Origin of the sequence: Burkholderia sp. M6-3 (genome assembly GCF_050858985.1) — a bacterium.
Taxonomy (GTDB): Bacteria; Pseudomonadota; Gammaproteobacteria; order Burkholderiales; family Burkholderiaceae; genus Paraburkholderia; species Paraburkholderia caledonica.
This window is the reverse complement of record NZ_CP110090.1, coordinates 361,861-388,105: the sequence shown is the minus strand read 5'-3', so window position 1 is coordinate 388,105 and position 26,245 is coordinate 361,861. Positions and strand designations below refer to the sequence as shown.

Here is a 26,245-nt window from a genome sequence, read left to right as displayed (position 1 = left end):
CTGGTCTTGCGCTACGAGCGGATCAGAAGGGAATATCGTCATCCATCTCATCAAAGCCGCCGCCGGCCGGTGCGCTCGGACGGCTGGAACCACCACCGCTCGCGCCGCCACCGCTGCCGCCGCGTGAGCCGCCACCCGACATAGCGCGGCCGCCGCCACCGCCGCCGCTGCGCTCCGACGGCTCGCCACGGCTGTAGCCGCCTTCGTCGCCGCCGCCCATGGAGCCGCCACGACCGCCCAACATTTGCATCTGCTCGGCGACGATTTCCGTCGAGTAACGGTCGGTGCCGTCCTGTGCCTGCCACTTACGGGTGCGAATGCGCCCTTCGAGGTAGACCGACGAGCCCTTCTTCAGGTATTCGGAGACGATCTCGGCGAGGCGGCCGAAGAACGACACGCGGTGCCATTCAGTCGCTTCCTTCATTTCACCGGACGCCTTGTCCTTGTACCGATCCGTCGTTGCAAGGCGGATATTCGCCACTGCGTCGCCGCTCGGAAGATAACGGACTTCCGGATCGGCTCCGAGATTGCCGACGAGAATGACCTTGTTCACGGATGCCATGAGTTTCTCCTGTTGATTCCATTTCGGGCGGCCCGGCAACACAGTTCGCCTCTCACGCCTAGCCGGCCCGAGATCAGAAGTGCGCCTCTGCCCGCCGCCGGGTGAGTTCTGGGTGATGCCGGGACACGCCCGAGTCGCCGCGTATGTTCTGCGAGTGTTCCGCGCGTGTCACGAGGACGCTTTACGCGGCGGCTGTTTCATCTTTGCGGCGATTATAAGCCAGCAAAAGACGAGCCCCGAGCAAGTAAAGAAGACCGCGCTCTGACCATCCGCTTTGAGCAACCAGCCGCCGATCATGCCACCCAGCGCAAGACCGATGGACTGGGTGGTGTTGTACACGCCGGCTGCCGCGCCTTTGCGGTTGCCCGGCGCCAGTTTCGACACCAGCGAAGGCTGCGACGCCTCGAGAATGTTGAAGCCCAGAAAGTACACAAAAAGGATGGCCGCCACACTCAGAATCGTATGCGGAGCCACGCCCAATAACAACTGTCCGATCAGGATAAGAGCGATGGCCGAGAGCAGTACGATCTTCATCTTGCCGCGCTTTTCAGCTGCGATGATCGCGGGCACCATCATCACGAACGACAAGCCCATGACCGGCAAATACACTTTCCAGTGCGACGCGACCGGCAGGCCGCCGGCTTCGAGAATGCGCGGCACGACGAGGAACAACGCCGTCTGCGTGGCGTGCAGCACGAGCACACCGAAGTTCAAACGCAGCAGCTCGACGTTGTGCAGTACTTCGGCGAACGGCGCCCGCACATGCACGGGTTTCGGCGCATCGGGCACGACCCACAGCACCACGCCGACGGCGAGAATCGAGAAGACGCCCACCAGCGCGAAAAGACCGCTCATGCCGACCCAATGGAAAACGATCGGCGCGCCGACAATCGCCACCGCAAAGGAAATGCCGATGCTGCCGCCGACCATCGCCATCGCCTTCGTGCGATGCTCTTCGGCGGTCAGGTCGGCGATGAATGCAATCACCGCGGACGACACCGCGCCCATGCCTTGAATCACGCGGCCGACGATAATCCACGTCATGTCGTGCGCGCCCGCCGCGACAAAGCTGCCGAGCGCGAAGATCAGCAGGCCCGTAGCAATGACCGGTTTGCGGCCGATCTTGTCGGAAACCCAGCCGTAGAAAATGTAGAGCATCGACTGCGTCACGCCGTAAGCGCCCAGCGCGATGCCGACGAGCAGCACGTTTTCGCCGCCGGGAATGGTCTTCGCGTAGATCGAGAACACCGGCATGATCATGAAGAGCCCGAGCATGCGCAGCGCGAAGATGGCGGCAAGCGACACGGTCGCGCGCAGTTCAGGCGCGCTCATGCGTGAAGAGGTGGCAGACGGATTGGACATCGGAAGCGTTCTTTGAATGAGCTGGGTGACGCACCGGGGCGCCACGACCGGACGGCTTTCCATAGGACAGCCTGCAGACGGTGCGGCACCGCCGCTTGAGCCAACCGGGCAGCCTGCAGCGTTCCCGCTCCGCGCTGACCGCGCCCCTGACCCTTCGGCTCTCATGCCTTTGCGGCCGCGGCGCGCTTCGCGGCGCCTTGTACTTGCCGGAAACGGCCCCAGTTAGACCTTTTCCCGCTAGCGCTGAACCGCGTTCTTACAGCTTGCCTGAGGCGCTGTTCGGGCCTGTTCGGGCCGTCAGGCAGCCGTAACGGCGGCCTTGAAAAGTCGTTATAGTAGCAGGTTTAGCCTCTTCCTCTTTCCGCAGTTCATGGAATAAATCCGTGGAACAAATCCGTATTCGTGGGGCTCGCACCCACAACCTGAAGAACGTCAATCTCGACCTACCACGTCACAAGCTCGTCGTAATTACCGGTCTTTCCGGCTCGGGAAAATCGTCGCTCGCGTTCGACACGCTGTATGCGGAAGGACAGCGGCGCTACGTCGAAAGCCTGTCCGCTTACGCACGCCAATTCCTGCAGTTGATGGAAAAACCCGACGTCGATCTGATCGAAGGCCTGTCGCCGGCGATCTCGATCGAGCAGAAGGCCACGTCGCACAATCCGCGCTCCACCGTGGGCACCGTCACCGAAATTCACGACTACCTGCGGCTATTGTTCGCACGGGTCGGCACGCCTTACTGTCCGAATCACGACATCCTGCTCGAAGCGCAAAGCGTGTCGCAAATGGTCGACGCGGCGCTCGCGCTGCCGGAAGAAACCAGGCTAATGATCCTCGCGCCGGTCGTCGCCGACCGCAAGGGCGAGCACGTCGAACTGTTCGAGGAGATGCAGGCGCAGGGCTTCATCCGCTTCCGCGTGCGCTCGGGCGGCGGCACGGCCAATGAAGGCGCGGCGAAAATCTATGAAGTCGACTCCCTGCCCAAGCTGAAGAAGAACGACAAGCATACTATCGACGTCGTGGTCGACCGCCTCAAGGTGCGGCCGGACATGAAGCAGCGCCTTGCAGAATCGTTCGAAACCGCACTGCGTCTCGCCGACGGCCGCGCGATCGCGCTGGAAATGGACACCGACAAGCAGCACCTGTTCAGTTCGAAGTTCGCGTGCCCGATCTGTTCGTATTCGCTGCAGGAACTGGAACCGCGGCTCTTCTCGTTCAACAATCCGATGGGCGCGTGTCCGGAATGCGACGGCCTCGGACAGATCACCTTCTTCGATCCGAAGCGGGTGGTCGCGCATCCGTCGCTGTCGCTCGCGGCAGGCGCGGTGAAGGGCTGGGACCGGCGCAACCAGTTTTACTTCCAGATGCTGCAAAGCCTCGCGGCGTTCTACGACTTCGACATCGACACAGCCGTCGAAGACCTGCCTGAAAAAGTCCGCAAAATCCTGCTGTTCGGCTCCGGCAAGCAGGAAATTCCGTTCTCGTACATTAACGAGCGCGGCCGCACGTCGGTCCGCGAGCATGTGTTCGAAGGCATCATCCCGAATCTGGAGCGGCGGTATCGCGAGACGGATTCAGCCGCAGTGCGTGAAGAGCTTGCGAAGTATCAGAACAATCAGCCGTGCCCCGCCTGCGCGGGTACGCGGTTGCGCCGGGAAGCGCGCTTTGTGCGCATCGGCACGGACGGCGACGCGCGCGGCATCTACGAAATCAGCGGCTGGCCGTTGCGCGACGCGCTCGGTTATTTCCAGACGCTGCGGCTCGAAGGCTCGAAGCGCGAGATCGCCGACAAGGTCGTGAAAGAGATCGTCGCACGGCTCATGTTCCTGAACAACGTCGGGCTCGATTACCTGTCGCTGGAACGTAGTGCCGAAACGCTGTCGGGTGGCGAGGCGCAACGCATCCGCCTCGCGTCGCAGATCGGCTCGGGTCTGACCGGCGTGATGTACGTGCTGGACGAGCCGTCCATCGGCCTGCACCAGCGCGACAACGACCGGCTCATCGCCACGCTCAAGCATCTGCGCGACCTGGGCAACTCGGTGATCGTCGTCGAACACGACGAAGACATGATCCGCATGGCCGACTACGTGGTCGACATGGGCCCGGGCGCCGGCGAGCACGGCGGCATGGTGATCGCCGAGGGCACGCCCAAACAGGTGCAGGGCAACCCCGCCTCCATGACGGGGCAGTACATGTCCGGCGCGCGCACCATCGAGTATCCGGACGAGCGCAAGGACCCGGACGAGCGGCATCTGCGCATCGTCGAGGCGCACGGCAACAACCTGCGGCACGTCACACTGGACCTGCCGGTCGGCCTGCTTACGTGCGTGACCGGCGTTTCGGGCTCGGGCAAGTCGACGCTCATCAACGACACGCTGTATCACGCGGTCTCGCATCATCTGTACGGCTCTTCCACGGAGCCGGCGCCGTATGAGTCGATCGAGGGTCTCGAGCACTTCGACAAGGTCATCAACGTCGACCAGTCGCCGATCGGCCGCACGCCGCGCTCGAATCCGGCCACTTATACGGGACTTTTCACGCCGATCCGCGAACTGTTCGCGGGCGTTCCCGCAGCCAAGGAGCGCGGCTACGACCCGGGCCGTTTCTCGTTCAACGTGAAGGGCGGGCGTTGCGAGTCCTGCCAGGGCGACGGCGTGCTGAAGGTCGAGATGCACTTTTTGCCGGACGTCTACGTGCCGTGCGACGTCTGCCATGGCAAGCGCTACAACCGCGAAACACTGGACGTGCAGTACAAAGGCAAGAACATCAGCGAGGTGCTCGACATGACGGTCGAGCATGCGTATGAGTTCTTCAAGCCGGTGCCGGTCGTCGCGCGCAAGCTGAAAACATTGCTCGACGTGGGCCTCGGCTATATCCGGCTGGGCCAGTCCGCGACCACCTTGTCGGGCGGCGAGGCGCAGCGGGTCAAACTATCTTTGGAACTGAGCAAGCGCGATACGGGTCGCACGCTATACATTCTCGACGAACCCACGACCGGGTTGCACTTTCATGACATTGCGCTGCTGCTCGAAGTTATTCATCGGTTACGCGACCAGGGTAATACCGTCGTGATCATCGAGCATAATCTCGATGTAATCAAAACTGCCGACTGGGTCATCGACATGGGTCCGGAAGGCGGCGCGGGCGGTGGCCAGATCATCGCGCAAGGCACGCCCGAGCAGATCGCGAAGTCCAAAGCAAGTTTTACCGGTAGATATCTGGCGCCCTTGCTCAAGCGCGCGGCCAGTAAAAAGTAACGCTGCACAACACGGGTTGGAGACGGATAAGCCATGGCCAAGCGGAATCAGGCGCGCGAAGACGGGCAAGTTGAGGACCTACGTCCACGCCCGGTCAGGCTGACCAGCAACATGAGCCTGCCGAAGCTCTCGGCAGTCGAGATCGGCAGTTACGTGCTGATGCTGTTCGGCATGTGGGCGGTGATCGAACTCCGGCTGCTCGGCGCCCTGCTCGCCGGGCTGCTGGTGTTTCAGCTGGTGCATACGATCGCGCCGCGCATCGAGCGTCATATGTCCAGCAAACGGGCGCGCTGGCTCGCGGTGGTGTTTCTGTCGGCCGTGATCGTGGGCGCGCTCACGGGCCTCACGCTCGGCATCATCGAGCACTTCGAGAACGATGTGCCCAGTGTGCAGAGGCTGCTCGACCAGGCCATGCAGTTGATCGATCAGGCGCGCGGGCGGATTCCGCAATTCATCGCGAGTTCGCTGCCGGTCGACACCGAGCAGATGAAAACCAAAGCCGCCGAGCTGATGCAGACCCACGCCAACATGCTGCAGCAAAGCGGCAAGAGCGCGGCGCGCGCGTTCACGCACATTCTGATCGGCATGATCATTGGCGCGATCATCGCGGTGAGTGCGCAACAGCACATGCACCGGCTGCCGCTGTCCACCGCGTTCGTCACGCGCGTGACCCGTTTTGCCGACGCCTTCCGCCGCATCGTGTTTGCGCAGGTGAAAATTTCTGCGATCAACGCGGTGTTCACCGGCATTTTCCTGCTGCTGTTTCTGCCGATCTTTCACGATCAGTTGCCACTTTCGAAAACGCTGGTACTGGTCACGTTCATCGTCGGCTTGCTGCCGGTCATCGGCAATCTGATCTCGAACACGATCATCGTTGCGGTGGCGCTGTCGGTGAGCTTTCCGGCGGCGGTCATGTCGCTCGCGTTTCTGATCCTGATTCACAAGCTCGAGTACTTCCTGAACGCGCGGATCGTGGGCGGGCAGATCGAGGCGCGCGCCTGGGAACTGCTCGTGGCAATGCTCGTCATGGAAGCCGCGTTCGGTCTGCCCGGCGTGGTCGCAGCGCCGATTTTCTACGCGTATATCAAGCGCGAGTTGATCTATCTCCGGCTGGTTTGAATCTGTTGCACGCAGGAGAATGCAAAGAAAAACGGCACCGCGGTGCCGTTTTTTTTACTCAGAAGTCGATGCGCGCGTTCAATGACAGCGTGCGAGGATCGCCCGGCGTCACGTAATCGGCGTATTGGTACTCCCAATAGCGGCGGTTGAGCAGATTGTCGATCGCCGCGCGGAACGTCACGTCATAGCCGGCAATGCGGGTCGCGTAGCTCGCGCCCAGATTCACCAGCAAATAGCCCGGCGCATTCAGATTGTCCGACGGGCGCACATTGGTGTTGCCCGTGAACTTCGCGTCCGCGCCGATGCGCAGCCCCGGCACGTACGGCACCGAGTAAGTCGCATGGCCGGCAACCACAAACTGCGGCGCGCCCGCCACGCGGTTGCCGTTATTGGCCGCGCCGCGTTCGTACTTCGTGTTGATCCACATCAGGTCGCCGCCCACGTTCCAGTCGCGGCCGAGACGTACATCGCCGCCCATCTCGACACCCTGGAAGATCGACTCGCCGTCTTGTGTGTAGACGTTCGCGCTATTCGCATACGCCGAGCCGCGCTCGATGCGGAACAAGGCAGCCGTCGCGCTCCAGCGTCCCTGCCCGGTTTTGACGCCCACTTCGTATTGCTTGCTGCGCAACGGTTTGAGCAGTTCGCCGCGATTCACATACGTATCGCCGACAACGGTCCCCGCCTCGAGCGACTCGACATAGCTCGTGTACAACGTCGTGGTCGGCGCGAGCTTGAACATCAGCGCGACGGTCGGCGTCAAAACGCCGTTCTGGCTATAGGTCGAGGTCGTCGCGCCGGTCGTCGAGTAACCGTGCTGCTCGTAGTTCGTGTAACGCACACCGCCGAGAACCGACCAGCGCGGCGTCAACTCGATCGTATCGCTGGCAAAGAGCGCCTTCTGCGTGATATCGCTGTCGCGGTAGGTGTAGTAGTTGGACGCGCCGCCGAACGTGTTGGTGTTCGGCTGGTAGATGTTGCCCGTGCCGATCTGGCCGAAGAAGCTGTTCGCACCGTAGTCGTTCGTCTGACGTTGATAGGCGGCGCCCAATACCAGTTGATGTTGCAACGGTCCTGTCTTCAGGCGGCCTTCCGCCGACACCTGCCACAGGCTCAGTTGATGGCCTTCCTTGCCGGCGAAGCGGCTGTCGGTGTAGTCGCCCGTGCCGTTCAGCAGGTAGTACGTGCTTTCGTTGCGGTCACGCGAACTCTTGCTGTAGCTGTAACTTGCGTTGAGTGTCCAGTCCGGGCCGAGGTTGTACTGCAGGCCGGCGGTGTAAAGCTGCAGGTTGGTGTTCAGATGCTGGTCGGGCCCGGAAAGATCGCCGGTACCGCCGCTTATCGTGTGCGGCAGGCTGGTGCCGGTGTATTGCGCCGTCGAGATCGCGCCCGTAATGCCGGTCGAATGGCGCTCCTGATATAACGCGCCGAAGGTCGCCTTCAGGTCGCGCGTGATGCGGGCGTCGAGTGCGACTGAAACCGAATCGCGGCGCACGTTGCCGTCGTTATAGGTTTTGCCTTCCTCGTGCGTGGCGTTCAGGCGATAGCCGAACATGCCGTCCGGACCCACGCGACCGCCAAGGTCCGCGTGCTCGGTCCATACACCGTCGGTGTAGTAGCCGACGTCGACGCTGCGTATTGGCGTCGTCGACACGGGCGGCTTTTTCGTCACGTAGTTGACGACGCCGCCGGGCGCGCCAAATCCGTACATGAAGCCGGTCAACCCTTTGAGCAGCTCCACTTTTTCGAGTTGCTCGTAGGGCATCGTGATGCCGTAGCTGTTGAACGGCATGCCGTCGATCTTGAATCCCGACTGCCAGTCCAGCTGCATGCCGCGCACGGTCAGATACGTGGCCCACGCGTTGTAGGCGTTGCCGTTGTCGGATACGGAGGCGTCGGTGGCAAACACGTCGCCGAGTTTGGACGGCTGGCGATCCTGCAACTCTTCACTGGTGACGACGGTGGTCGAGAACGGCGTATCGAGCTGCGAGCGGGTGCCGAGTGCGCCGCTGCCGACCTCCTCTTTCAGATGTTGGGCCGTGTCGTGTGCCGCCGTGACCTTGACAGTCGGCAACGCGTTTTCACCACTTTCCGAAGATGAAACTGGATTCGGCACCTGCTGCGCCAGCGCCGCGTGACTTGCTGTTAATGCCAGGCACGCGGCCCAATGCAACCGGTGCATTGTGCGAGTCTTTCGTGAACGTCCTACCCCGCTGTGTTTCTTCATTGTCGGTCCCGTTTCTCTATCTCACCTATCAAATGAGAATCATTACTATTTGTACGGGACGGGATAATGCCCAAAAACTTAGACAATTGTAAGGGTGAAGATGCGGCATTTTGTCGCAGTGACGCTGTGAAGGGGCGTTGGCGGCGTTAGTGGGCACGGCAGCGCGCGCCGATCAGTCGAGCCGCCCGGAAGCTGATCCAACGCTGACCGCCGAACTTTCAAGAAACTTGCGACTTATGAGACTCTTCGCATGAGATGCGAACAATTCCCATTTACATCTCTGCTACCGCTGTGATCCGTCGTTTGCAATTCCGCTTCGCATTTCCGGTACGCCCATGAGGCGCCAGCTCGTCCGTCTGCATCGCTGGTTTGGTGTCGCCACTGCGCTGTTCCTGTTCGTCGCGGGACTGACCGGCGCGATCATCGCGTGGGATCACGAACTCGATGCCGCGCTTAATCCTTCGTTTTTCAAGGCGCGCACCGAGGGATCTGCCCTGTCCGGCCTGGAACTCGCGCGACGCGTCGAAGCCGCCGATCCGCGCTTGCAAGTGACGTATCTGCCGCTCGCGGCAGAGCCCGGTCATACGCTGCAGATGATGGTGCTTCCACGCACCGATCCCGTCACGCGGCAGCCGTACAAGCTCGACTTCAACCAGATCGCCGTCGATCCCGCCACCGGCAAGATTCAGGGACAGCGGCAGTGGGGCGCGTTTTCGCTAGCGAGGATCGACCTGATTCCGTTCATCTACAAGCTGCACTACACGCTGCATCTGCCGTTCACCGGCGGCATCGACGTGGGCGTCTGGCTGATGGGCATCGTCGGGATCATCTGGCTGTTCGATAGCGCGATCGCGCTGTGCCTGTCGTTTCCGAGCCTCAATACGTGGCGCAAGTCGTTCGCGTTTCGCTTCGGGCGCGGAGGTTACGCGCTCACGTTCGACTTGCACCGCTCGGGCGGCGTGTGGATCTGGGGACTGCTGATGATCGTCGCGGTGACGTCGGTGTCGATGAACCTCGCGTCACCCGTTGTGCGCCCCATCGTCTCGATGTTTTCGACGCTCACGCCGGACCCGATCAACAACCCGGAGATTCTTCGCGCGCCGAAACCCGGCGACAGCCTGCTCACCCGCGAGCGCGTCTTGCAACTGGCGCAAGAAGCTGGCAAAACGCTGCACCTGCAGGCGTCTCCAGGGGGAATCTATTACGCGGAATTCCTGCATGCGTACGGTGTCGGTTTCTATGAGACCGGCAACGATCACGGCGACATGGGCCTCGGCAATCCGTGGATGTATTGGGACGCGGCAACCGGCAAGTTGCTCGGCCAGCAGATTCCGGGTAGAGGCACAGCGGGAGACGTCTTCATGCAGGTGCAGTTTCCGCTGCACTCGGGGCGCATCCTCGGCCTCGGGGGGCGGATCCTGATTAGCGCAGTCGGCATCGCGGTCGCCGTGCTGAGCGCGACGGGGCTGTTGATCTGGCTGAAAAAGCTGAATGCGCGCCGCCGCTCATCGCAGAACGCGCAAAGGATGCACAAAGCGCCAGTGACTAGGGACGACGGCCGAGCACCGGCACGTCCTGAGCCAAACGTCGCGCCCGAATGAACGGGTACCTGTGTGCAGCGGCAGGCGAAGCGCGCTTCAATAAAGGATGCCGCTCGTTGCGAGCGTTCACCGCAGCGCCCGGGGAGCCGCTGCGGCAAGCCCTCACCGGTTTCTAACGGAACACCACCGTCTTGCTGCCGTTGAGCACCACGCGGTGCTCAACGTGCCATTTCACAGCACGCGCCAGCGTCACGCACTCGACGTCGCGGCCGATGGCCGTCAACTGCTCCGGCGTCATGCTGTGGTCCACGCGCTCCACTTCCTGCTCGATGATCGGACCTTCGTCCAGATCGGTGGTCACGTAGTGCGCCGTTGCGCCGATCAGTTTGACGCCGCGATCGAACGCCTGGTAGTAGGGCTTCGCACCCTTGAAGCTCGGCAGAAACGAGTGATGAATGTTGATTGCGCGACCGGCAAGCGCTTCGCACAGCTTCGGCGACAGAATTTGCATGTAACGCGCGAGCACGACGAGATCTGCCTGATGCTCGTCGATCACTTCGAGCACGCGCGCTTCCTGCGCGGCCTTCGCTTCGGGCGTGCCGCCCAGCAGCGGGAAATGATGAAACGGAATGTCATAGCTCGCTGCGAGCTGATAAAACTCCTTGTGGTTCGAGATGATCGCCGGGATCTCGATGTTCAGCTGACCGGTACGGTAGCGGAACAGCAGGTCGTTCAGGCAATGTCCAATTTTCGAAACCATGATGACGACGCGCGGCTTCACCGATGCATCGTGCAATTCCCAGCTCATGCCGAACTGCTCGGCGAGCGCCCCGAAGGACACGCGCAGTGCCTCGAGCCCCGGATCGCCGCCCACCTGCTGGAAATGCACGCGCATGAAGAACTCGCCGGTGCGGCTGTCGCCGAACTGTGCGGAGTCGAGAATATTGCTGCCACGCTCGAACAGAAAGCCCGACACGGCGTGAACAATGCCGGGCCGATCGGCGCACGACAGTTTGAGGATAAAGCTGTGATCGGTCGACATGACCTGGGTGACTCCCTTCTTCAATGCGTGGTTTGTTCGGTGTTGCTGTATGGTGTGCGGCGCAAGGCGCTTTGGCAAGGTCCGCGATGACGTGCTTACGCGAGCGCGGGCGGCGCGAACAACGCTTCGATTCCCGCGCACGCCTCTTCGTCGATCCAGCGGCGGCGCAGCAGGCAATCCAGCGTGGCAAGACTCGCGTCGACCGTCATTGCGCCTTCCTCGATCCAGCGCGCCACTTCGTCGATGCGCGCAAGCCGGTGCTCGCCGACTTCGCCGTCCTGATTGCGCGGCGCGAAGTCCGCCGGCAGCGCGAGGTCGTAGATAAAGATCTGTTCGGCCTGGGTGCCTTCGGGCAGCGATTGCAGCACATATGCAGTGCGGCCCGCCACCGCCCGCACGGCAATTTCTTCCGGAATGCCGGCTTCTTCCCAGCACTCTTTGACGATCGTCGCCTCGACGCCGAAACCCCAACCGATTCCGCCCGCCACTACGTTGTCGAGCATGCCTGGATCGGTCGCCTTCGTGTCGCTGCGGCGCGCGATCCACAATTTCGGCGCGCCGCCGTCCGCATATTCTACGACGCCGTTCAGATGCACCGCGTAGGTCAGCGTGCCGAAAAAGCGCGACGCCGCACGTTCGATGTAGGCGAGCGGTGGCGCGTCGAACGCATTGCGGATCGCATAGGTCTCGTTGCGCCAGCCGGGAATGCGGCCTTCGGCGGCAAGCGCGCCGATCACCGATCCGAGCGCCGCGCTCCGCAAGTCAACGGTGTTGAACGACGGGGCAAGGTTCACGCGCACATCGTCGATGTCGAATACGTCTGGCCAACGCGCGAGTAATCGCACATCGCTCGAACGGATCCAGCCGACCTGGTCGCTGTCGATGCAGAACGGCAGATGCGCACTAACGTCGAAGCGGCGCGCGGCGATAAGGCAAGGCAAACTCATTCGAAACTCCAAACTGTCGGCGGCGAGCGGAGGCAAGCGGCGATGAGCCAGATCAGTCACGCAACGCGACTCGGATCCCGATCGCAATGAAGGTGGCGCCGGCAAGACGGTCGAGCCACACGCCGACACGCGGCCGGCGCTTCAACCACCCGCCGATGATTCCCGCACACACGCCAAACAGCGAAAACACCGCCAGGGTCTGCAACATGAAGAGCGCGCCGAGTTCGAGCATTTGCACGGTGACGCTTTGCGCGCCGTGCGGCTGCACGAATTGCGGCAGAAATACGATAAAGAACAGCGTCACTTTAGGATTGAGCAGATTGCCGAGCACGCTTTGGCGGAACACGGTTGTCAACGGTTGCGGCGCGCGTTCGTGCGCGGTCGCGAGGCCCTGACTGCGCAGCGCCTTGACGCCGATCCAGACGAGATACGCCGCGCCGGCCAGCTTGATCGCCTGGAACGCGAACGGCGATGAGCGTAACAGCGCTGCCACGCCGAGTGCGGCGAGCGTCGTGTGAAACGTGATGCCCGCGGCAAAGCCGAGCGCGGCCACCAGACCAGCCGCACGGCCCTGCGAGATGCCGCGCGCGAGCACTTGCAGATTGTCCGGACCGGGCGCCATCGTGATCGCAATCGACGTGGCAAGGAACAACATGAAGTTGGGCATCGTTCTTACCTTCTTTATTGCACAAGGCGAAGTGCGTAGCGGCGAGTTTGCCGCGCGCTCAATGACCGTCGAATCTCGTCACTGTATAGAGCGACAGCCCGCCCTCGGCGAGCAGTTTCGAGCCGCCGAGTTCAGGCAAGTCGATAATCGCCGCACCTTCCACGACGATCGCGCCGAGCCGCTCGAGCAGAATCTTGCCGGCCATCATCGTGCCGCCGGTTGCGATCAGATCGTCGATGATCACCACGCGGTCGCCCGGCTTGCAAGCGTCTTCGTGAATCTCGACGGTGGCCGTGCCGTATTCGAGTTCATAAGATTGCGACGCGCGCTTGTAGGGCAGTTTGCCCTCCTTACGAATCGGAATGAAGCCCAGATTCAACTCATACGCAAGAATTGGCCCGATGATGAAACCGCGCGCATCAAGCCCCGCAATGTAGTCGAGCTTCGCATCGATATAACGCTGTACGAACAGGTCGATAAGCACCCGCAGCGACTTCGGCTCCTGAAGCAGCGGCGTGATGTCGCGGAACTGCACGCCGGCCTGGGGCCAGTCGGGCACGGTGCGAATATGACTCTTGATGTAGTCGGCCGCATCGAGCGGCGCGCTCGCGAGCGCGTTTGACATGATGTCTCCGGATGGACCTCGACAGGTCCAATGAAAAGCTGAATCTGTGCAGCCGCACGAACGGTGCAGCAATTGCTACGCCGCTGCGGCGCCCGCGCGGCGGTGTTTCGAGAGGCATTCCTCGGCCTGCGCCAACTGTTCGGGCAAGCCGCGCAACACGACAATGTCGCTCGCGCGCAGCTTGGTGGACGGGTCTGGCTCTACGCCGCGAATGCCGTGACGGCGAATCGCCGTCACTTCGACACCCAGTTCGTACAGACCGAGGTCCGCGAGCGTGCGGCCAACCGCGTCGGCATTCTCGTCGACCGGGACCGATTGTAGCCGCACCTGTTCGTGGCCGTCGTCGTCGTCCATGTCGTCGGCGCCGTGGAAATAGCCGCGCAGCAGCGCATAACGTTCGTCGCGCATTTCTTCCACGCGGCGCACCACGCGGCGCATCGGTATGCCCATCACCACCAGCGTGTGCGAAGCGAGCATGAGGCTCCCCTCCACGATCTCGGGAATCACCTCGGTCGCGCCGGCGGCCAGCAGCTTTTCCAGATCGGCGTCGTCGACGGTACGAACGATCACCGGCAGCGTCGGTTCCAGCTCGTGGATGTTGTGCAGCACGCGCAATGCCGACGGCGTGTTCGCATACGTAATCGCGATCGCCGCGGCGCGATGAATCCCGGCCGCGAGCAGCGATTCGCGGCGGCCCGCATCGCCGAACACGACCGACTCACCTGCGGCGGCTGCCGCCTGCACGCGGTCCGGGTCGAGGTCCAGCGCGACATACGACAAACCTTCGTGTTCGAGCATGCGCGCAAGGTTCTGTCCTGCGCGCCCGTAGCCGCAAATGATCACGTGGCCGCTTTGCTTCAGGCTCTGCGTGGCGATGCGCGTCATTTGCAACGACTGCATCATCCATTCAGTCGAAGAAAGCCGCAGCACGATACGGTCCGCGTTCTGGATCAGGAACGGCGCGGCGAGCATCGACAGCAGCATCGCCGCAAGAATTGCCTGCAGAAGCGTCGCGTCGACGAGATGTTTGTCGAGAATCAGATTCAGCAGCACGAAACCGAACTCGCCCGCTTGCGCGAGGCCGATACCGGTGCGCATGGCGACGCCCGGCGACGCGCCGAACAGACGCGAAAGTCCCGTGATCATGACCGCCTTGAGCAGGATCGGACCAATCAGGAAGCCGAGCACGATCAGCGGATGCTCCCAGATCACGCGCGGATTCAACAGCATGCCGGTCGTGACGAAGAATAGCCCGAGCAGCACGTCGCGAAACGGCTTGATGTCTTCTTCCACCTGATGCCGGTACGGCGTTTCCGCGATCAACATGCCTGCGATGAATGCGCCCAGCGCGAGCGACAGCCCGAACTTGTCCGTGATGAACGCCGAGCCGAGCGTCACGAGCAGCAGATTGAGAATGAACAGTTCCTGCGAGCGGCGCCGCGCGACCACATTGAACCAGCGCGTCATGAAACGCTGTCCGACGATCAGCAGCAGCGACAAAGCGACGACGATCTTGATGGCCGCGACGCCGAGCGCGTTGACGAGGTCTTTCGAATCGCCGCCCAGCGCCGAGATAATGATCAGGAGCGGCACCACCGCGAGATCCTGGAAAAGCAGCACACCGAAGATATTGCGGCCATGCTCGGTTTCTATCTCGAGCCGCTCCGCGAGCATCTTGCTGACGATCGCCGTCGACGACATCGCCAGCGCGCCGCCGAGCGCAACGCTCGCCTGCCATTTGATATGCACCCAACGCTCGAACACAAAACCGAGCGTGACCGCGATCGCGATCGTGCCCAACACCTGCAAGAGACCGAGACCGAACACGAGCCGGCGCATGGAGCGCAGCTTCGCGAGCGAAAACTCGAGGCCGATCGAAAACATCAGGAACACGACGCCGAACTCCGCGAGGTTCTGCGCGCCCACGGAATCGGGAACGAGGCCCAACGCATTCGGCCCAACGACGATGCCGACGCTCAGGTAGCCGAGCATCGGCGGAAGGTTCAGAAAGCGAAAAATCACCACGCCCGCGACCGAGGCCAGCAGCAGGAAAAGCGTCATTTCGAGCGGGGAAATCATCGGCAAAAACGCATGAGTAAAGCGTCCTCGTTCGTCAGCGGAACCGCGCACGCAACACGCCGTGCGACAAGGTTGAGGGGCCGTTATAGGGGGCGATAAAGGGGCCGTTGAAGGGGCTGATGAAGGCAGCGGCTTTGCACAGCAGGCCCGGCGCGGCGAACAAGCGCCTTTGCTATACTTCGCGAATGATAGCGAAAATCAATGGCGACCGGGCACTTGCGCTCGCTCGTGACGTGCTCGACATCGAAGCGGACGCCGTGCGCGCGCTTCGCGATCAACTCGACGGCGCCTTCGTCGGCGCGGTCGAACTCATCATGGGTTGCCGCGGGCGAGTGGTCGTCTCGGGCATCGGCAAATCCGGGCATGTGGCGCGCAAGCTCGCGGCCACGTTGGCCAGCACGGGCACACCGGCGTTCTTCGTGCATCCCGCTGAAGCGAGCCATGGCGATCTCGGCATGGTCACCGCCGACGACGTATTTCTCGCGTTGTCCAATTCCGGCGAAACCGAAGAACTCGTGGCCATCCTGCCGCTCATCAAGCGGATCGGCGCGAAGCTGATTGCAATGACCGGACGCCCGTCGTCGAGTCTCGCGAAACTGGCCGACGTCCATCTGAATTCTGCCGTAGCGAAAGAAGCCTGTCCGATGAATCTTGCGCCTACGGCGAGCACCACGGCGGCGCTCGCGCTCGGTGACGCGCTCGCGGTCGCCGTGCTCGACGCGCGTGGCTTCGGCCGCGACGACTTCGCGCGTTCGCATCCGGGCGGCGCACTCGGCCGGCGCCTGCTTACTTATGTCAGCGACGTGATGCGCACGGGCGACCAGGTGCCGAAGGTCACGCCCGAAGCGACCGTTCGCGACGCGTTGTTCCAGTTGACGGCCAAGCGCATGGGCATGACCGCGATCGTCGATAGCGAAGACCGCGTGAAGGGCATTTTCACCGACGGCGACTTGCGCCGCGTGCTGGAGCGTGACGGCGATTTTCGCGCGCTGTCGATCGCTTCGGTCATGACCGCCGACCCGCGCACCATCGGTCCGGATCATCTCGCAGTGGAAGCCGTGGAACTGATGGAGCGCCATCGCATCAATCAGATGCTGGTCGTCGACGAAGCGGGCAAGCTCATCGGCGCACTCAACATGCACGACCTGTTCTCGAAAAAGGTGATCTGATGGCCGTCGCGCCCCCTACCGCTACCGAACGCGCAAGCCGCGTGAAGCTGATGATTTTCGACGTCGACGGCGTACTGACCGACGGCGGCCTGCTCTTCACGGCGGAAGGCGACACGATGAAGGCTTTCAATTCCATGGACGGCCACGGCATGAAGCTGCTGCGCCAGGCCGGTATTGAAACGGCGATCATCACCGGGCGCAAGTCGGGCATCGTCGCCGCGCGCGCGAAAGAGATGCATATCACGCACGTGTATCAGGGCATCGAGAACAAGCCGCAGGCGTTCGCGGAGTTGCTCCAGGCGACCGGCATGAGTGCGGAACAATGCGGCTACATGGGCGACGACTGGGTCGATCTCGGCGTGATGCTGAAGGTCGGCTTCGCGGCTGCGCCGGCTAATTCGCATCCTGAAGTGATCGCGCGAGCCCACTGGGTCAGCGAGGCGCGCGGCGGCCACGGCGCGGCCCGTGAAGTGTGCGACACGCTGCTGCGCGCCCAGCACAAGTACGAGGCGCTGCTCGCGGCCGCCTGTAGCGGCGAACAGCGGGGCCTCGTCGGATGAATCAGTTTCGCCTGACTTCGCTGATCCCGCTCGTCGCGATGGCCGCTCTCGCGGGCATCACGTGGTGGCTTCTGCAAGCCACGTTGCCGCGGCAAAACGAAGGCGCGGTGCGTCCCAAGGAGCATACGCCCGACTACTTCGCCGACAACTTTTCGGTTTCCGAACTCGATCAGTCGGGCTCCACGCAATATCGCCTGACCGCGCAGTCGCTGGTTCACTACGAAGACGACGAGCTGAGCGATCTGGTCAAGCCCGCGATGCGCGCGTTCCAGCCGGGCAAGCCGATCGTCACTGCAACCGGCGACACCGGCAAGGTCAACGGCGACGCGTCCATCGTTGACCTGTATGGCAATGCACGCATTTTGCGCGCGCCAGGCTATGGCGATCCGCAGATGCAAGCCGATTCCGAGCATTTCCGCGTGCTGGTCAACGACGATGTGATCGAGACGGAAAAGCCGGTTAAACTTCAGCGCGGCGTCTCCGTAATGACTGCCAGCGGCATGAACTACAACAACGTCACCCGGGTAATGCAGCTCTTCGGCAATGTGAAAGGCGCGATCGCCGCGTCCGACGCCGGCGGCAGCTCGCCCAAGTAACCCGGGTAAATCCATTCCAGGCGTGACTGCATGAACGAATCGTTCCCCCGTTTTCATACCGGCCGCTCGCGAACCCTGTCCGCGTGCCGCGCCGGACTTGCTGCGCTGATTATCGCGTTGCCGCTCGCCGGCTTCGCGCCGCTCGCGCACGCAGACCGCGCCGACAAGGACAAGCCGCTCAATATCGAAGCGGACAACATGACTTACGACGACCTCAAACAGGTCAACATCTTCACCGGCCATGTGGTCGCGACCAAAGGCACGATCGTGATCAAGGCCGACCGTGTCGACGTGACGCAAGACCCGCAAGGCTATCAGTACGCGACCGGCACTTCGACCGGCGGCAATCTGTCGTATTTCCGCCAGAAGCGCGAAGGTCTCGATGAATACATCGAAGGCACGGCCGTTCGTATCGACTACGACGGCAAGCAGGACCTCACCACGCTCACCACGAATGCGACCGTCAAGCGTCTGCAAGGCCTTTCCACGGTGATGGACCAGGTGCACGGCAGCGTCATCACATATGACGGGCAGAAAGACTTCTATACCGCAAAGGCAGGCAAGGACGTCGCGGGACCGGGCAATCCGAGCGGCCGTGTGCGCGCAATGCTTTCGCCGCGAAACGGCGGCGCGGCGCCGCTGAACGGTGCGTCGGCCACGCTCGCGCCGTCCACCACGATTCAGGGAGCGCCGAATCAGTGAGCACTTCCGCGTCCCTCCCCAATCGCAAGCCGGCCGGCACCAGTAGTTCGCTGGTCGTACGCAATCTGAAGAAGCGCTACGGTTCCCGCACAGTCGTCAAAGACGTCTCGCTCGACGTGAAAAGCGGCGAAGTGGTCGGGCTGCTCGGGCCAAACGGCGCGGGCAAGACCACGTCGTTTTATATGATCGTCGGCCTCGTGCCGCTCGACGCAGGCGAAATCGATCTGGACGGTAAGTCCATCAGCTTGTTGCCGATCCACAAGCGTGCTTCGCTCGGGCTCTCGTATCTGCCGCAGGAAGCTTCAGTGTTCCGCAAGCTTTCGGTCGAGCAGAATATTCGCGCGGTGCTGGAATTGCAGCACGAAGACAACGGCAAGCGCCTCACAAAAGACGCAATCACGAGCCGCGTGGAAGCCTTGCTGGACGAGCTGCAAATTTCGCATTTGCGCGACAATCCTGCGTTGTCGCTGTCGGGCGGCGAACGCCGCCGGGTGGAAATCGCGCGGGCGCTCGCCACTAATCCGAGCTTCATTCTGCTGGACGAGCCGTTCGCGGGCGTCGACCCGATTGCGGTGCTCGAAATCCAGAAGATCGTTAAATTTCTGAAGCAGCGCAATATTGGTGTGCTAATCACCGACCACAACGTGCGTGAAACGCTCGGTATCTGCGATCACGCCTACATCATCAGCGACGGCAGCGTGCTGGCCGCCGGCGCGCCGAGCGAAATCATCGAAAACGAAAGCGTGCGGCGCGTCTATCTGGGCGAGCATTTCCGCATGTAAGTGCTCGCGGGAATCGGCGGCGCCGCGCGCGTCAGCCGGTTCTTCCGTGGCAAGCGCCCGGCCTGTTCCTGTCGCGGGCGGCCCCCGCCCGGCGTCGCCGGGACCGGCGCAGCGTAATTTGCGAATTCGCAAGGTATCGCGGTCGTGGCAAACTCTCTACAATGAATCTGAACTTGCCATGAAAGCCAGCCTCCAACTCCGCCTATCGCAGCATCTTGCGTTGACCCCGCAACTGCAGCAGTCCATCCGGCTGCTTCAGCTGTCCACGCTCGAACTGCAGCAGGAAGTGGCAACCGCGATCTCGCAGAATCCGCTCCTCGAGAACGAGGACGACTGGATCGCGAGCCCGCTTCGCGTGGCGGCCGACGGTTCCCTGATTACCCAGGCACCCAGTTCGTCAGCGCCGCCCGACCAGATGGGCGGCAACGGCTCGTCATCGTCCAGCAGCAGTGAGCGCGCGGAAAACGGCGAGCCGCAAGGCGTAGACGAGTACAACGGCCTCTCGGGCGACAGCAACGGCGACGCGTCGCAATGGAATCTCGACGACTACGGCCGCTCCGGCAACGCCTCCGACGACGACGATCTACCGCCGCTGCAAATTCACGAATCGAGTACTTCGCTGCGCGATCACCTGATGGCGCAACTCCGCGTTACGCAGGCTGGTCAGCGTGACCGGGCGCTGATTACCTTCCTGATCGAGTCGCTAGACGACGACGGCTACCTTGCCGCCACGCTCGACGAAGTGCTCGCGGATCTGCCCGAAGAACTCGAAGTCGACCTCGACGAACTGAATGCGGCGCTCGCGCTGCTGCATAGCTTCGACCCGGCGGGCGTCGGCGCACGTTCCGCCTCCGAGTGTCTCAGGCTGCAACTATTGCGGCTGCCGCCCTCGCCCACGCGAACGCTCGCGCTCGAAATCGTCGCCCATTATCTGGAACTGCTGGCCGCGCGCGATTTCACGCGTCTGCGCAAGCATCTGAAAGCAAACGACGACGACCTGCGCGACGCGCACATGCTGATCCGCTCGCTCGAACCGTTCCCCGGCGCAGCGTACGGCAAGGCCGAAGCGGACTACGTGGTGCCGGACATCATGGTGCGCAAAACCGCCCAGGGGTGGCAGGCCGAACTCAATCCCGAAGTGGTGCCGAAGCTGCGCATCAATCACCTGTACGCCAATATTCTGCGCAACAACCGCGGCGATCCGGGCAGCGGTTCGTTGCGCCAGCAACTGCAGGAAGCGCGCTGGCTCATCAAGAATATCCAGCAACGTTTCGAAACAATTTTGCGCGTTGCGCAGGCCATTGTGGAGCGCCAGAAGAGCTTTTTTGTGCACGGCGAAATTGCTATGCGCCCCTTGGTTTTGCGGGAAATTGCTGATACGCTGGGCCTACACGAGTCGACTGTCTCGCGTGTGACAACCGGCAAGTACATGCTCACCCCGTTCGGGACGCTAGAGTTCAAGTACTTCTTCGGATCACATGTTTCGACAGACACGGGCGGCGCGGCCTCTTCCACGGCCATTCGCGCGCTCATCAAGCAACTGATAGGAGCGGAAAACGCAAAAACGCCTCTTTCAGACAGCCGCATAGCCGAACTGCTGGCGGAACAGGGCTTCGTGGTCGCGCGGCGCACCGTCGCGAAGTATCGCGAAGCACTCAGGATTCCGGCAGTCAACCTGCGCAAGTCTCTGTAGCCCGTCGCCTTCCGTGGCGGGCATTTACCGGCCGCTCCGCAAGTTGGCGGACAGGCCGGCCGATGCGACCTGCCAGAAGTCAGTCACCGGGGGGCGACTCAGGCAAGCCGACAGATCGACCGGACCTACGTCATCGTGCGGACCAAGCGGCCATTAGCTTGGAGAAGCACTATGAATCTGCAGATCAGTGGACACCACCTCGAAGTAACGCCTGCGTTGCGCGAATACGTGATCACCAAACTGGATAGGGTGCTAAGACATTTCGATCAGGTCATCGACGGCAGTGTGGTCCTCTCGGTCGACAACCACAAGGAAAAGGAAAAGCGGCAAAAGGTTGAAATCAACCTGCATCTGAAGGGCAAGGACATTTTTGTCGAGAGCTGCGACAGCGACCTCTACGCTGCGATCGATCTCATGATCGACAAGCTCGACCGGCAAGTGATACGTCACAAGGATCGCCTGCAAGGCCATCAGCACGAAGCGATCAAGTATCAACCGGCGCCGCAACTTGACGTGCCGCCGCAGTAAGCGAAATTAGAAGACTTACTTCATTTCGCTTCACCTCAACCGCCCGCATTCGGGCGGTTTTTCGTTGGGATCGCGGTTTGTTTGCCGAATGCTTGTCGATTGCTTGGCGGTTTTCACCGGACGATCGGCAACGTTGCCGCGGCGCGAATCACCCTTGGAAAAGAACCTATTGAGCATTGATGGCGCGCCGCACCATACGCCGCCGCCCTGTTCTATAATGTTCCGGTTACCATCGGGGTCTAGGTCGCATGCACGCGGTCTGCCGGAGTACTGTGCTTTCGGACTCCAACGCACATCGCGGTGAGCATCAAACGAATGGAACGCCAATCAATCGCCCCAGCGAGGAGAACCCAGGCCACGTTTCCGCCTGTCAACATGAATCGTTTAGCCAAATTTCTTCCCCTCGAGAACGTCGTCGTCGGACTATCGGTCACCAGCAAAAAGCGCGTGTTCGAGCAAGCGGGCCTCATCTTCGAGAACCAGAACGGCATCGCCCGTAGCACGGTCACAGACAATCTGTTTGCGCGAGAGCGCCTCGGATCGACAGGGCTTGGCGAAGGCGTCGCGATTCCGCACGGCCGCATCAAAGGACTCAAGCAGCCGCTCGCCGCGTTTGTCCGTCTGGCCGAACCCATTCCTTTTGAATCGCCCGACGGCCAGCCGGTCTCGCTGCTGATCTTCCTGCTCGTGCCTGAACAGGCCACGCAGCAGCATCTCGAAATCCTTTCGGAAATCGCGCAACTTTTGTCCGATCGCGAGGCCCGCGAGCGCCTGCATACGGAAGTAGACCGCGAATCATTGCATCGCCTGCTCACTCAGTGGCAACCTTGATGCAACGGCGGTCATCCGCACGCCGCCTATCCGCACGTCCCACCGCCCGCGTGCGGATATAGCCAGGCTCGGCGCACGGCCCGCATCAGCGTGGCCAGCGGTTTGCCCGGCAAGCGGCCAACACTGGAGTCACTGACTCATGGATACGTCCAGCATCAACGCCCAGAGCATTTTCGACGATAACGCCGCCACGCTGAAGCTAAGCTGGCTGACAGGGCATGAAGGCTGGGAACGCGGCTTTTCTTCAGAATCGGTCGCGAATGCCACGTCGAGCGCCGACCTCGTCGGCCACTTGAACCTGATCCACCCGAACCGGATCCAGGTGCTCGGCGACGCCGAAATCGACTATTACAAGCGCCAGACCGACGAAGACCGCTCGCGCCACATGGCCGAACTGATTGCGTTGGAACCGCCGTTCCTCGTGGTGGCGGGCGGCGTCGCGGCTCCGCCGGAACTGGTGCTTCGCTGCACGCGCTCGTCCACACCGCTTTTTACGACGCCGATGTCGGCGGCCGCGGTGATCGACAGCCTGCGCCTCTACATGTCGCGCATTCTCGCGCCGCGCGCCACGTTGCATGGCGTGTTTCTCGACATTCTCGGAATGGGCGTGCTGCTCACCGGCGACTCGGGTCTCGGCAAGAGCGAACTCGGTCTTGAACTCATTAGCCGCGGCCACGGCCTCGTCGCCGACGACGCGGTCGACTTCGTCCGGCTAGGCCCGGACTTCGTCGAAGGGCGGTGCCCGCCGCTGCTGCAAAATCTGCTGGAAGTGCGCGGCCTCGGGCTGCTCGACATCAAGACGATTTTTGGTGAAACCGCCGTGCGCCGGAAAATGAAGCTCAAGTTGATCGTGCAACTGGTACGCCGTCCTGACGGTGAATTCCAGCGGCTGCCGCTGGAGAGCCAAACCGTCGACGTGCTTGGCCTACCCATCAGCAAGGTCACGATTCAGGTGGCCGCAGGCCGCAACCTCGCGGTGCTGGTCGAAGCTGCGGTGCGCAATACCATCCTGCAATTGCGCGGCATCGACACACTCCGTGACTTCATGGACCGGCAGCGCCTCGCCATGCAGGACCCGGATAGTCAGTTCCCCGGCAAACTGATCTGAGTCGGTCGTACATCGAGTACTTGCAGCCCACGCCAGTGGCCGCTGCAGGTACGCGCGAGAGCAGTCAGATGCTATGATGAAACGGACCGATTTCACGACTCCATGCGCATAATCCTCATCACCGGCATATCCGGCTCTGGCAAATCCGTCGCGCTCAACGCGCTTGAGGACGCGGGCTATTACTGCGTCGACAATTTGCCGCCGCGCTTTTTGCCCGAACTCGCCTCCTACCTCGCCGAAGACGGAAATGACCGTCTCGCGGTCGCGATCGACGCGCGCTCGAGTGCGTCACTCGACGACATGCCCGCGATGATTCGCGACCTCTCGCGCGCTCACGACGTGCGGGTGCTGTTCCTCAACGCGAGCACGCAGTCGCTGATTCAGCGCTTCTCGGAAACGCGTCGCCGCCATCCGTTGTCGGGCTCGACCGCGCATGACGCAGATGTCGGCTTGCTCACGTCGCTTGCGGAAGCAATTGAGCGCGAGCGTGAGCTCGTCGCGGGACTGGCCGAATTCGGCCATCAGATCGACACGAGCAATCTGCGCGCGAACGTGCTGCGCCAGTGGGTGAAGCGTTTCATCGAGCAGGAGCATGCAGGTCTCGTGCTGATGTTCGAGTCGTTCGGCTTCAAACGCGGCGTGCCGCTCGACGCCGATTTCGTGTTCGATGTACGCACGCTGCCGAACCCGTACTACGACCATGAGTTGCGACCACTGACAGGTCTCGACAAACCGGTGATCGATTTTCTGGACGCGCTGCCGGTCGTTCATGAAATGATCGACGATATAGAGAAGTTTCTCGCCAAATGGCTGCCGCATTTCCGCGACGACAATCGCAGTTATCTAACAGTCGCGATTGGTTGTACGGGTGGCCAACATCGCTCGGTGTTCATTGCGGAGACGCTTGCCGCGCGTCTCGCCAATGCAGCGAATGTAATCGTGCGGCATCGCGACGCACCGGTCGACGCCGGGGCGTCATCGAAGTTAGTGGCTTAACCGGCCGCATCGCGCGGCCTTAACTCGAAGCGTTGCGCCATGTCCTCTACTTCTACTGTGCTTGCCGATGTGCCGCTGTTCCCGCTGCATACCGTTCTGTTTCCTGACGGCATTCTGCCGCTGAAAATCTTCGAAGCGCGCTACCTCGATATGGCGCGCGACTGCCTCCGCGAAAAGACGCCGTTCGGCGTGTGCCTGTTGAAAAGCGGCGCGGAGGTCGCGCGGGAACACGAGCCTTCGGTGCCCGAATCAATCGGCTGCCTCGCCGAAATTGAAGAATGCGACGTTGAGACCTTCGGCATGCTGTTGATCCGCGCGCGCGGCACGCGGCGCTTCCGGCTGCTGTCGCATCGCGTGGAAAGCAGCGGTTTGCTGGTCGGTATGGCCGAGCCGCTCGGCGAAGACCGGCCGCTGGAAGGTAACCAGCAACTCGCCAAGTTCGGCGCCTGTGCAGAGGTGTTGGAGCGCATCATCGCGACGATCCAGGAGCGTGATCCGGAAAGCTTGCCGTTTGCGGAACCGTTCAAACTCGAAGACCCGTCGTGGGTGTCCAACCGTCTCGCCGAAGTACTGCCGATCGCACTAAAAGCGCGGCAGAAACTCATGGAAATGCTGGATGCCGGCGCGCGCATCGACGTGGTTCATCACTATATGCAGCAGCATCAACTGCTGTAAGCAGCGACTCTGAGCGCGACCGCTCAGATCAGCGAACCCTGCAAACTTTCCAGAAGTTTCCGTACGGGTGCGGGCACGCCGAAAGAATCGAGGTCGCTCACCGACACCCAGGCCGTGTCCGCATCGCCTAACGCCGCGAGAGCGCCGACACTGCGATCGAACTCTGCGAGCCGTGGCTCGATTTCCAGCTTGAAGTGCGTGAATACATGTGTGAGCGGCGCGAGCGGCGACACCGCACCGTCGCCGCCGGATTTTCGCGCTCGCGTGGCGAGCGCCGCTTCGTCCGCAGCCTCGGGCAAGCTCCACAAGCCGCCCCAGATACCGGACGGCGGGCGCTTTTCGAGCATTACCGCGTCGCCGTCGCGCAGCACGAGCATCCACGTGCGACGCGTCGGCACCGCTTTCTTCGGACGCGCGGTGGGCAGTTCGCGTTGACGTCCCGTCACGTTCGCAACACAGTCGGCGGCGAACGGACAACGCAAACAGTCGGGCTTGCCGCGCACACATAATGTGGCGCCGAGGTCCATCAGACCTTGCGTGTACGCGCTGACTTCGTCGTCAGATGCATTCGACGGCAGCAGCGATTCAGCCAGCGTCCACATAACATTCTCGACCTTCTTCTCGCCGGGGAACCCTTCGACGCCGAACACTCGCGCGAGCACACGCTTGACGTTGCCGTCGAGAATCGTCGCTCGGGCGCCGAACGCGAACGACGCGATCGCCGCCGCCGTCGAACGACCGATGCCAGGCAGTTCCGCAAGTTCGTCCACCGAAGCCGGGAACTCGCCGCCGTGCCGCTCGACGACCGCCTGCGCGCAGCGATGCAGATTGCGCGCGCGCGTGTAATAGCCGAGGCCGGCCCAGAGCGCCATTACGTCATCGACAGGAGCCGCGGCAAGCGCGGCAACATCCGGAAAGCGCGCGAGGAACTTCGCGTAGTACGGAATCACCGTCGCGACTTGCGTCTGCTGCAGCATGATTTCCGACAGCCAGATGCGATAGGCGTTGCGCGTGTTCTGCCATGGCAGATCATGGCGCCCATGCTTACGCTGCCACGCGACCAGCCGGGCGGCAAACCCGGACGTCAGTGCAGATGCGGACGCTGCGGATACAGCGGGCGCGGCGGACGGTGCGGAACGCGGACCGGAGTTCGGAGTTAAGCGGGAAGGCATTGAAA

Annotated in this window: 23 protein-coding genes; 14 read left to right on the top strand and 9 right to left on the bottom strand. The window is 62.1% G+C overall.

The genetic code is table 11. The features are described from left to right. Nucleotides 1–22: 22 nt before the first annotated feature. Both OH764_RS01730 and OH764_RS01725 read right to left on the bottom strand, forming a co-directional pair. Nucleotides 23–562 carry a single-stranded DNA-binding protein gene (locus tag OH764_RS01730; RefSeq protein WP_088173164.1) on the bottom strand — a complete coding sequence of 180 codons (540 nt, stop codon included), beginning with the start codon at nucleotides 560–562 and terminating at the stop codon, nucleotides 23–25. Nucleotides 563–730: 168 nt separating this feature from the next. Beyond that, a complete protein-coding gene (locus tag OH764_RS01725; RefSeq protein ID WP_498847807.1) occupies nucleotides 731–1,924 on the bottom strand; it encodes an MFS transporter in 1,194 nt (397 codons plus the stop codon). A 383-nt stretch (nucleotides 1,925–2,307) separates the two neighbouring features. Between OH764_RS01725 and uvrA the strand changes: the two genes are divergently transcribed. Beyond that, complete coding sequence (uvrA, locus tag OH764_RS01720) at nucleotides 2,308–5,181, top strand: excinuclease ABC subunit UvrA (RefSeq protein ID WP_498847806.1); 2,874 nt, start codon at nucleotides 2,308–2,310, stop codon at nucleotides 5,179–5,181. 33 nt (nucleotides 5,182–5,214) lie between these two features. Beyond that, on the top strand, nucleotides 5,215–6,300 hold the full coding sequence (locus OH764_RS01715) for an AI-2E family transporter (RefSeq protein WP_020066953.1): 1,086 nt from the start codon (nucleotides 5,215–5,217) through the stop codon (nucleotides 6,298–6,300). Between the two features lie 58 nt (nucleotides 6,301–6,358). Here OH764_RS01715 and OH764_RS01710 read toward each other — a convergent pair whose 3' ends face one another. Then, the gene (locus OH764_RS01710; RefSeq protein WP_498847805.1) at nucleotides 6,359–8,482 is read right to left on the bottom strand and encodes a TonB-dependent siderophore receptor; all 2,124 of its coding nucleotides are present in this window, start codon (nucleotides 8,480–8,482) and stop codon (nucleotides 6,359–6,361) included. Between the two features lie 380 nt (nucleotides 8,483–8,862). Between OH764_RS01710 and OH764_RS01705 the strand changes: the two genes are divergently transcribed. Then, the gene (locus OH764_RS01705; protein ID WP_498847804.1) at nucleotides 8,863–10,128 is read left to right on the top strand and encodes a PepSY-associated TM helix domain-containing protein; all 1,266 of its coding nucleotides are present in this window, start codon (nucleotides 8,863–8,865) and stop codon (nucleotides 10,126–10,128) included. Nucleotides 10,129–10,240: 112 nt separating this feature from the next. Here the strand turns inward: OH764_RS01705 and purU are convergent, their stop codons facing one another. From purU to OH764_RS01680, 5 genes are all read right to left on the bottom strand, one after another. Beyond that, nucleotides 10,241–11,110 carry a formyltetrahydrofolate deformylase gene (purU, locus tag OH764_RS01700; protein ID WP_020066956.1) on the bottom strand — a complete coding sequence of 290 codons (870 nt, stop codon included), beginning with the start codon at nucleotides 11,108–11,110 and terminating at the stop codon, nucleotides 10,241–10,243. Between the two features lie 95 nt (nucleotides 11,111–11,205). Beyond that, on the bottom strand, nucleotides 11,206–12,057 hold the full coding sequence (locus OH764_RS01695) for an NUDIX hydrolase (protein WP_498847803.1): 852 nt from the start codon (nucleotides 12,055–12,057) through the stop codon (nucleotides 11,206–11,208). Between the two features lie 52 nt (nucleotides 12,058–12,109). After that, nucleotides 12,110–12,724 carry a LysE family translocator gene (locus OH764_RS01690; protein ID WP_498847802.1) on the bottom strand — a complete coding sequence of 205 codons (615 nt, stop codon included), beginning with the start codon at nucleotides 12,722–12,724 and terminating at the stop codon, nucleotides 12,110–12,112. A gap of 58 nt (nucleotides 12,725–12,782) precedes the next feature. Beyond that, entirely contained in the window at nucleotides 12,783–13,349 is a 567-nt protein-coding gene (locus OH764_RS01685) for a purine phosphoribosyltransferase family protein (protein WP_498847801.1), read from the bottom strand. Nucleotides 13,350–13,424: 75 nt separating this feature from the next. Next, nucleotides 13,425–15,428 (bottom strand): monovalent cation:proton antiporter family protein, encoded by a 2,004-nt coding sequence (locus tag OH764_RS01680; protein WP_498847800.1) that lies wholly within the window; start codon nucleotides 15,426–15,428, stop codon nucleotides 13,425–13,427. 185 nt (nucleotides 15,429–15,613) lie between these two features. Here OH764_RS01680 and kdsD point away from each other — a divergent pair, with 185 nt between their 5' ends. The 11 genes from kdsD to OH764_RS01625 all read left to right on the top strand — a co-directional run bounded on the left by kdsD (nucleotide 15,614) and on the right by OH764_RS01625 (nucleotide 25,068). Next, nucleotides 15,614–16,597: an arabinose 5-phosphate isomerase KdsD gene (kdsD, locus tag OH764_RS01675; protein ID WP_027804461.1), complete on the top strand. Its 984-nt coding sequence runs from the start codon at nucleotides 15,614–15,616 to the stop codon at nucleotides 16,595–16,597. Next, nucleotides 16,597–17,157 carry a KdsC family phosphatase gene (locus tag OH764_RS01670; protein ID WP_020066962.1) on the top strand — a complete coding sequence of 187 codons (561 nt, stop codon included), beginning with the start codon at nucleotides 16,597–16,599 and terminating at the stop codon, nucleotides 17,155–17,157. The genes kdsD and OH764_RS01670 overlap by 1 nt, the downstream gene beginning before the upstream one ends. After that, on the top strand, nucleotides 17,154–17,753 hold the full coding sequence (gene lptC / locus OH764_RS01665) for an LPS export ABC transporter periplasmic protein LptC (protein WP_020066963.1): 600 nt from the start codon (nucleotides 17,154–17,156) through the stop codon (nucleotides 17,751–17,753). The genes OH764_RS01670 and lptC overlap by 4 nt, the downstream gene beginning before the upstream one ends. A gap of 30 nt (nucleotides 17,754–17,783) precedes the next feature. Beyond that, complete coding sequence (gene lptA / locus OH764_RS01660; RefSeq protein WP_310356667.1) at nucleotides 17,784–18,455, top strand: lipopolysaccharide transport periplasmic protein LptA; 672 nt, start codon at nucleotides 17,784–17,786, stop codon at nucleotides 18,453–18,455. Further along, a complete protein-coding gene (lptB, locus tag OH764_RS01655; protein WP_020066965.1) occupies nucleotides 18,452–19,237 on the top strand; it encodes an LPS export ABC transporter ATP-binding protein in 786 nt (261 codons plus the stop codon). The genes lptA and lptB overlap by 4 nt, the downstream gene beginning before the upstream one ends. 178 nt (nucleotides 19,238–19,415) lie before the next feature. Beyond that, nucleotides 19,416–20,930 carry an RNA polymerase factor sigma-54 gene (locus tag OH764_RS01650; protein WP_498847799.1) on the top strand — a complete coding sequence of 505 codons (1,515 nt, stop codon included), beginning with the start codon at nucleotides 19,416–19,418 and terminating at the stop codon, nucleotides 20,928–20,930. Nucleotides 20,931–21,101: 171 nt separating this feature from the next. Continuing rightward, nucleotides 21,102–21,458, top strand: coding sequence for a ribosome hibernation-promoting factor, HPF/YfiA family (gene hpf, locus OH764_RS01645; RefSeq protein WP_027801235.1), 357 nt, complete (start codon nucleotides 21,102–21,104; stop codon nucleotides 21,456–21,458). Nucleotides 21,459–21,773: 315 nt separating this feature from the next. Beyond that, nucleotides 21,774–22,289: a PTS sugar transporter subunit IIA gene (locus tag OH764_RS01640; RefSeq protein WP_498847798.1), complete on the top strand. Its 516-nt coding sequence runs from the start codon at nucleotides 21,774–21,776 to the stop codon at nucleotides 22,287–22,289. A 139-nt stretch (nucleotides 22,290–22,428) separates the two neighbouring features. Then, nucleotides 22,429–23,397, top strand: coding sequence for an HPr(Ser) kinase/phosphatase (gene hprK, locus OH764_RS01635; protein ID WP_007179412.1), 969 nt, complete (start codon nucleotides 22,429–22,431; stop codon nucleotides 23,395–23,397). Nucleotides 23,398–23,499: 102 nt separating this feature from the next. Beyond that, nucleotides 23,500–24,393, top strand: a complete 894-nt coding sequence (gene rapZ, locus OH764_RS01630; protein WP_027777801.1) for an RNase adapter RapZ — start codon at nucleotides 23,500–23,502, stop codon at nucleotides 24,391–24,393. Between the two features lie 39 nt (nucleotides 24,394–24,432). Further along, the gene (locus OH764_RS01625; RefSeq protein WP_027777800.1) at nucleotides 24,433–25,068 is read left to right on the top strand and encodes an LON peptidase substrate-binding domain-containing protein; all 636 of its coding nucleotides are present in this window, start codon (nucleotides 24,433–24,435) and stop codon (nucleotides 25,066–25,068) included. A gap of 23 nt (nucleotides 25,069–25,091) precedes the next feature. Here OH764_RS01625 and mutY read toward each other — a convergent pair whose 3' ends face one another. Beyond that, nucleotides 25,092–26,240, bottom strand: coding sequence for an A/G-specific adenine glycosylase (gene mutY / locus OH764_RS01620; RefSeq protein WP_498847797.1), 1,149 nt, complete (start codon nucleotides 26,238–26,240; stop codon nucleotides 25,092–25,094). Nucleotides 26,241–26,245: the final 5 nt, after the last annotated feature.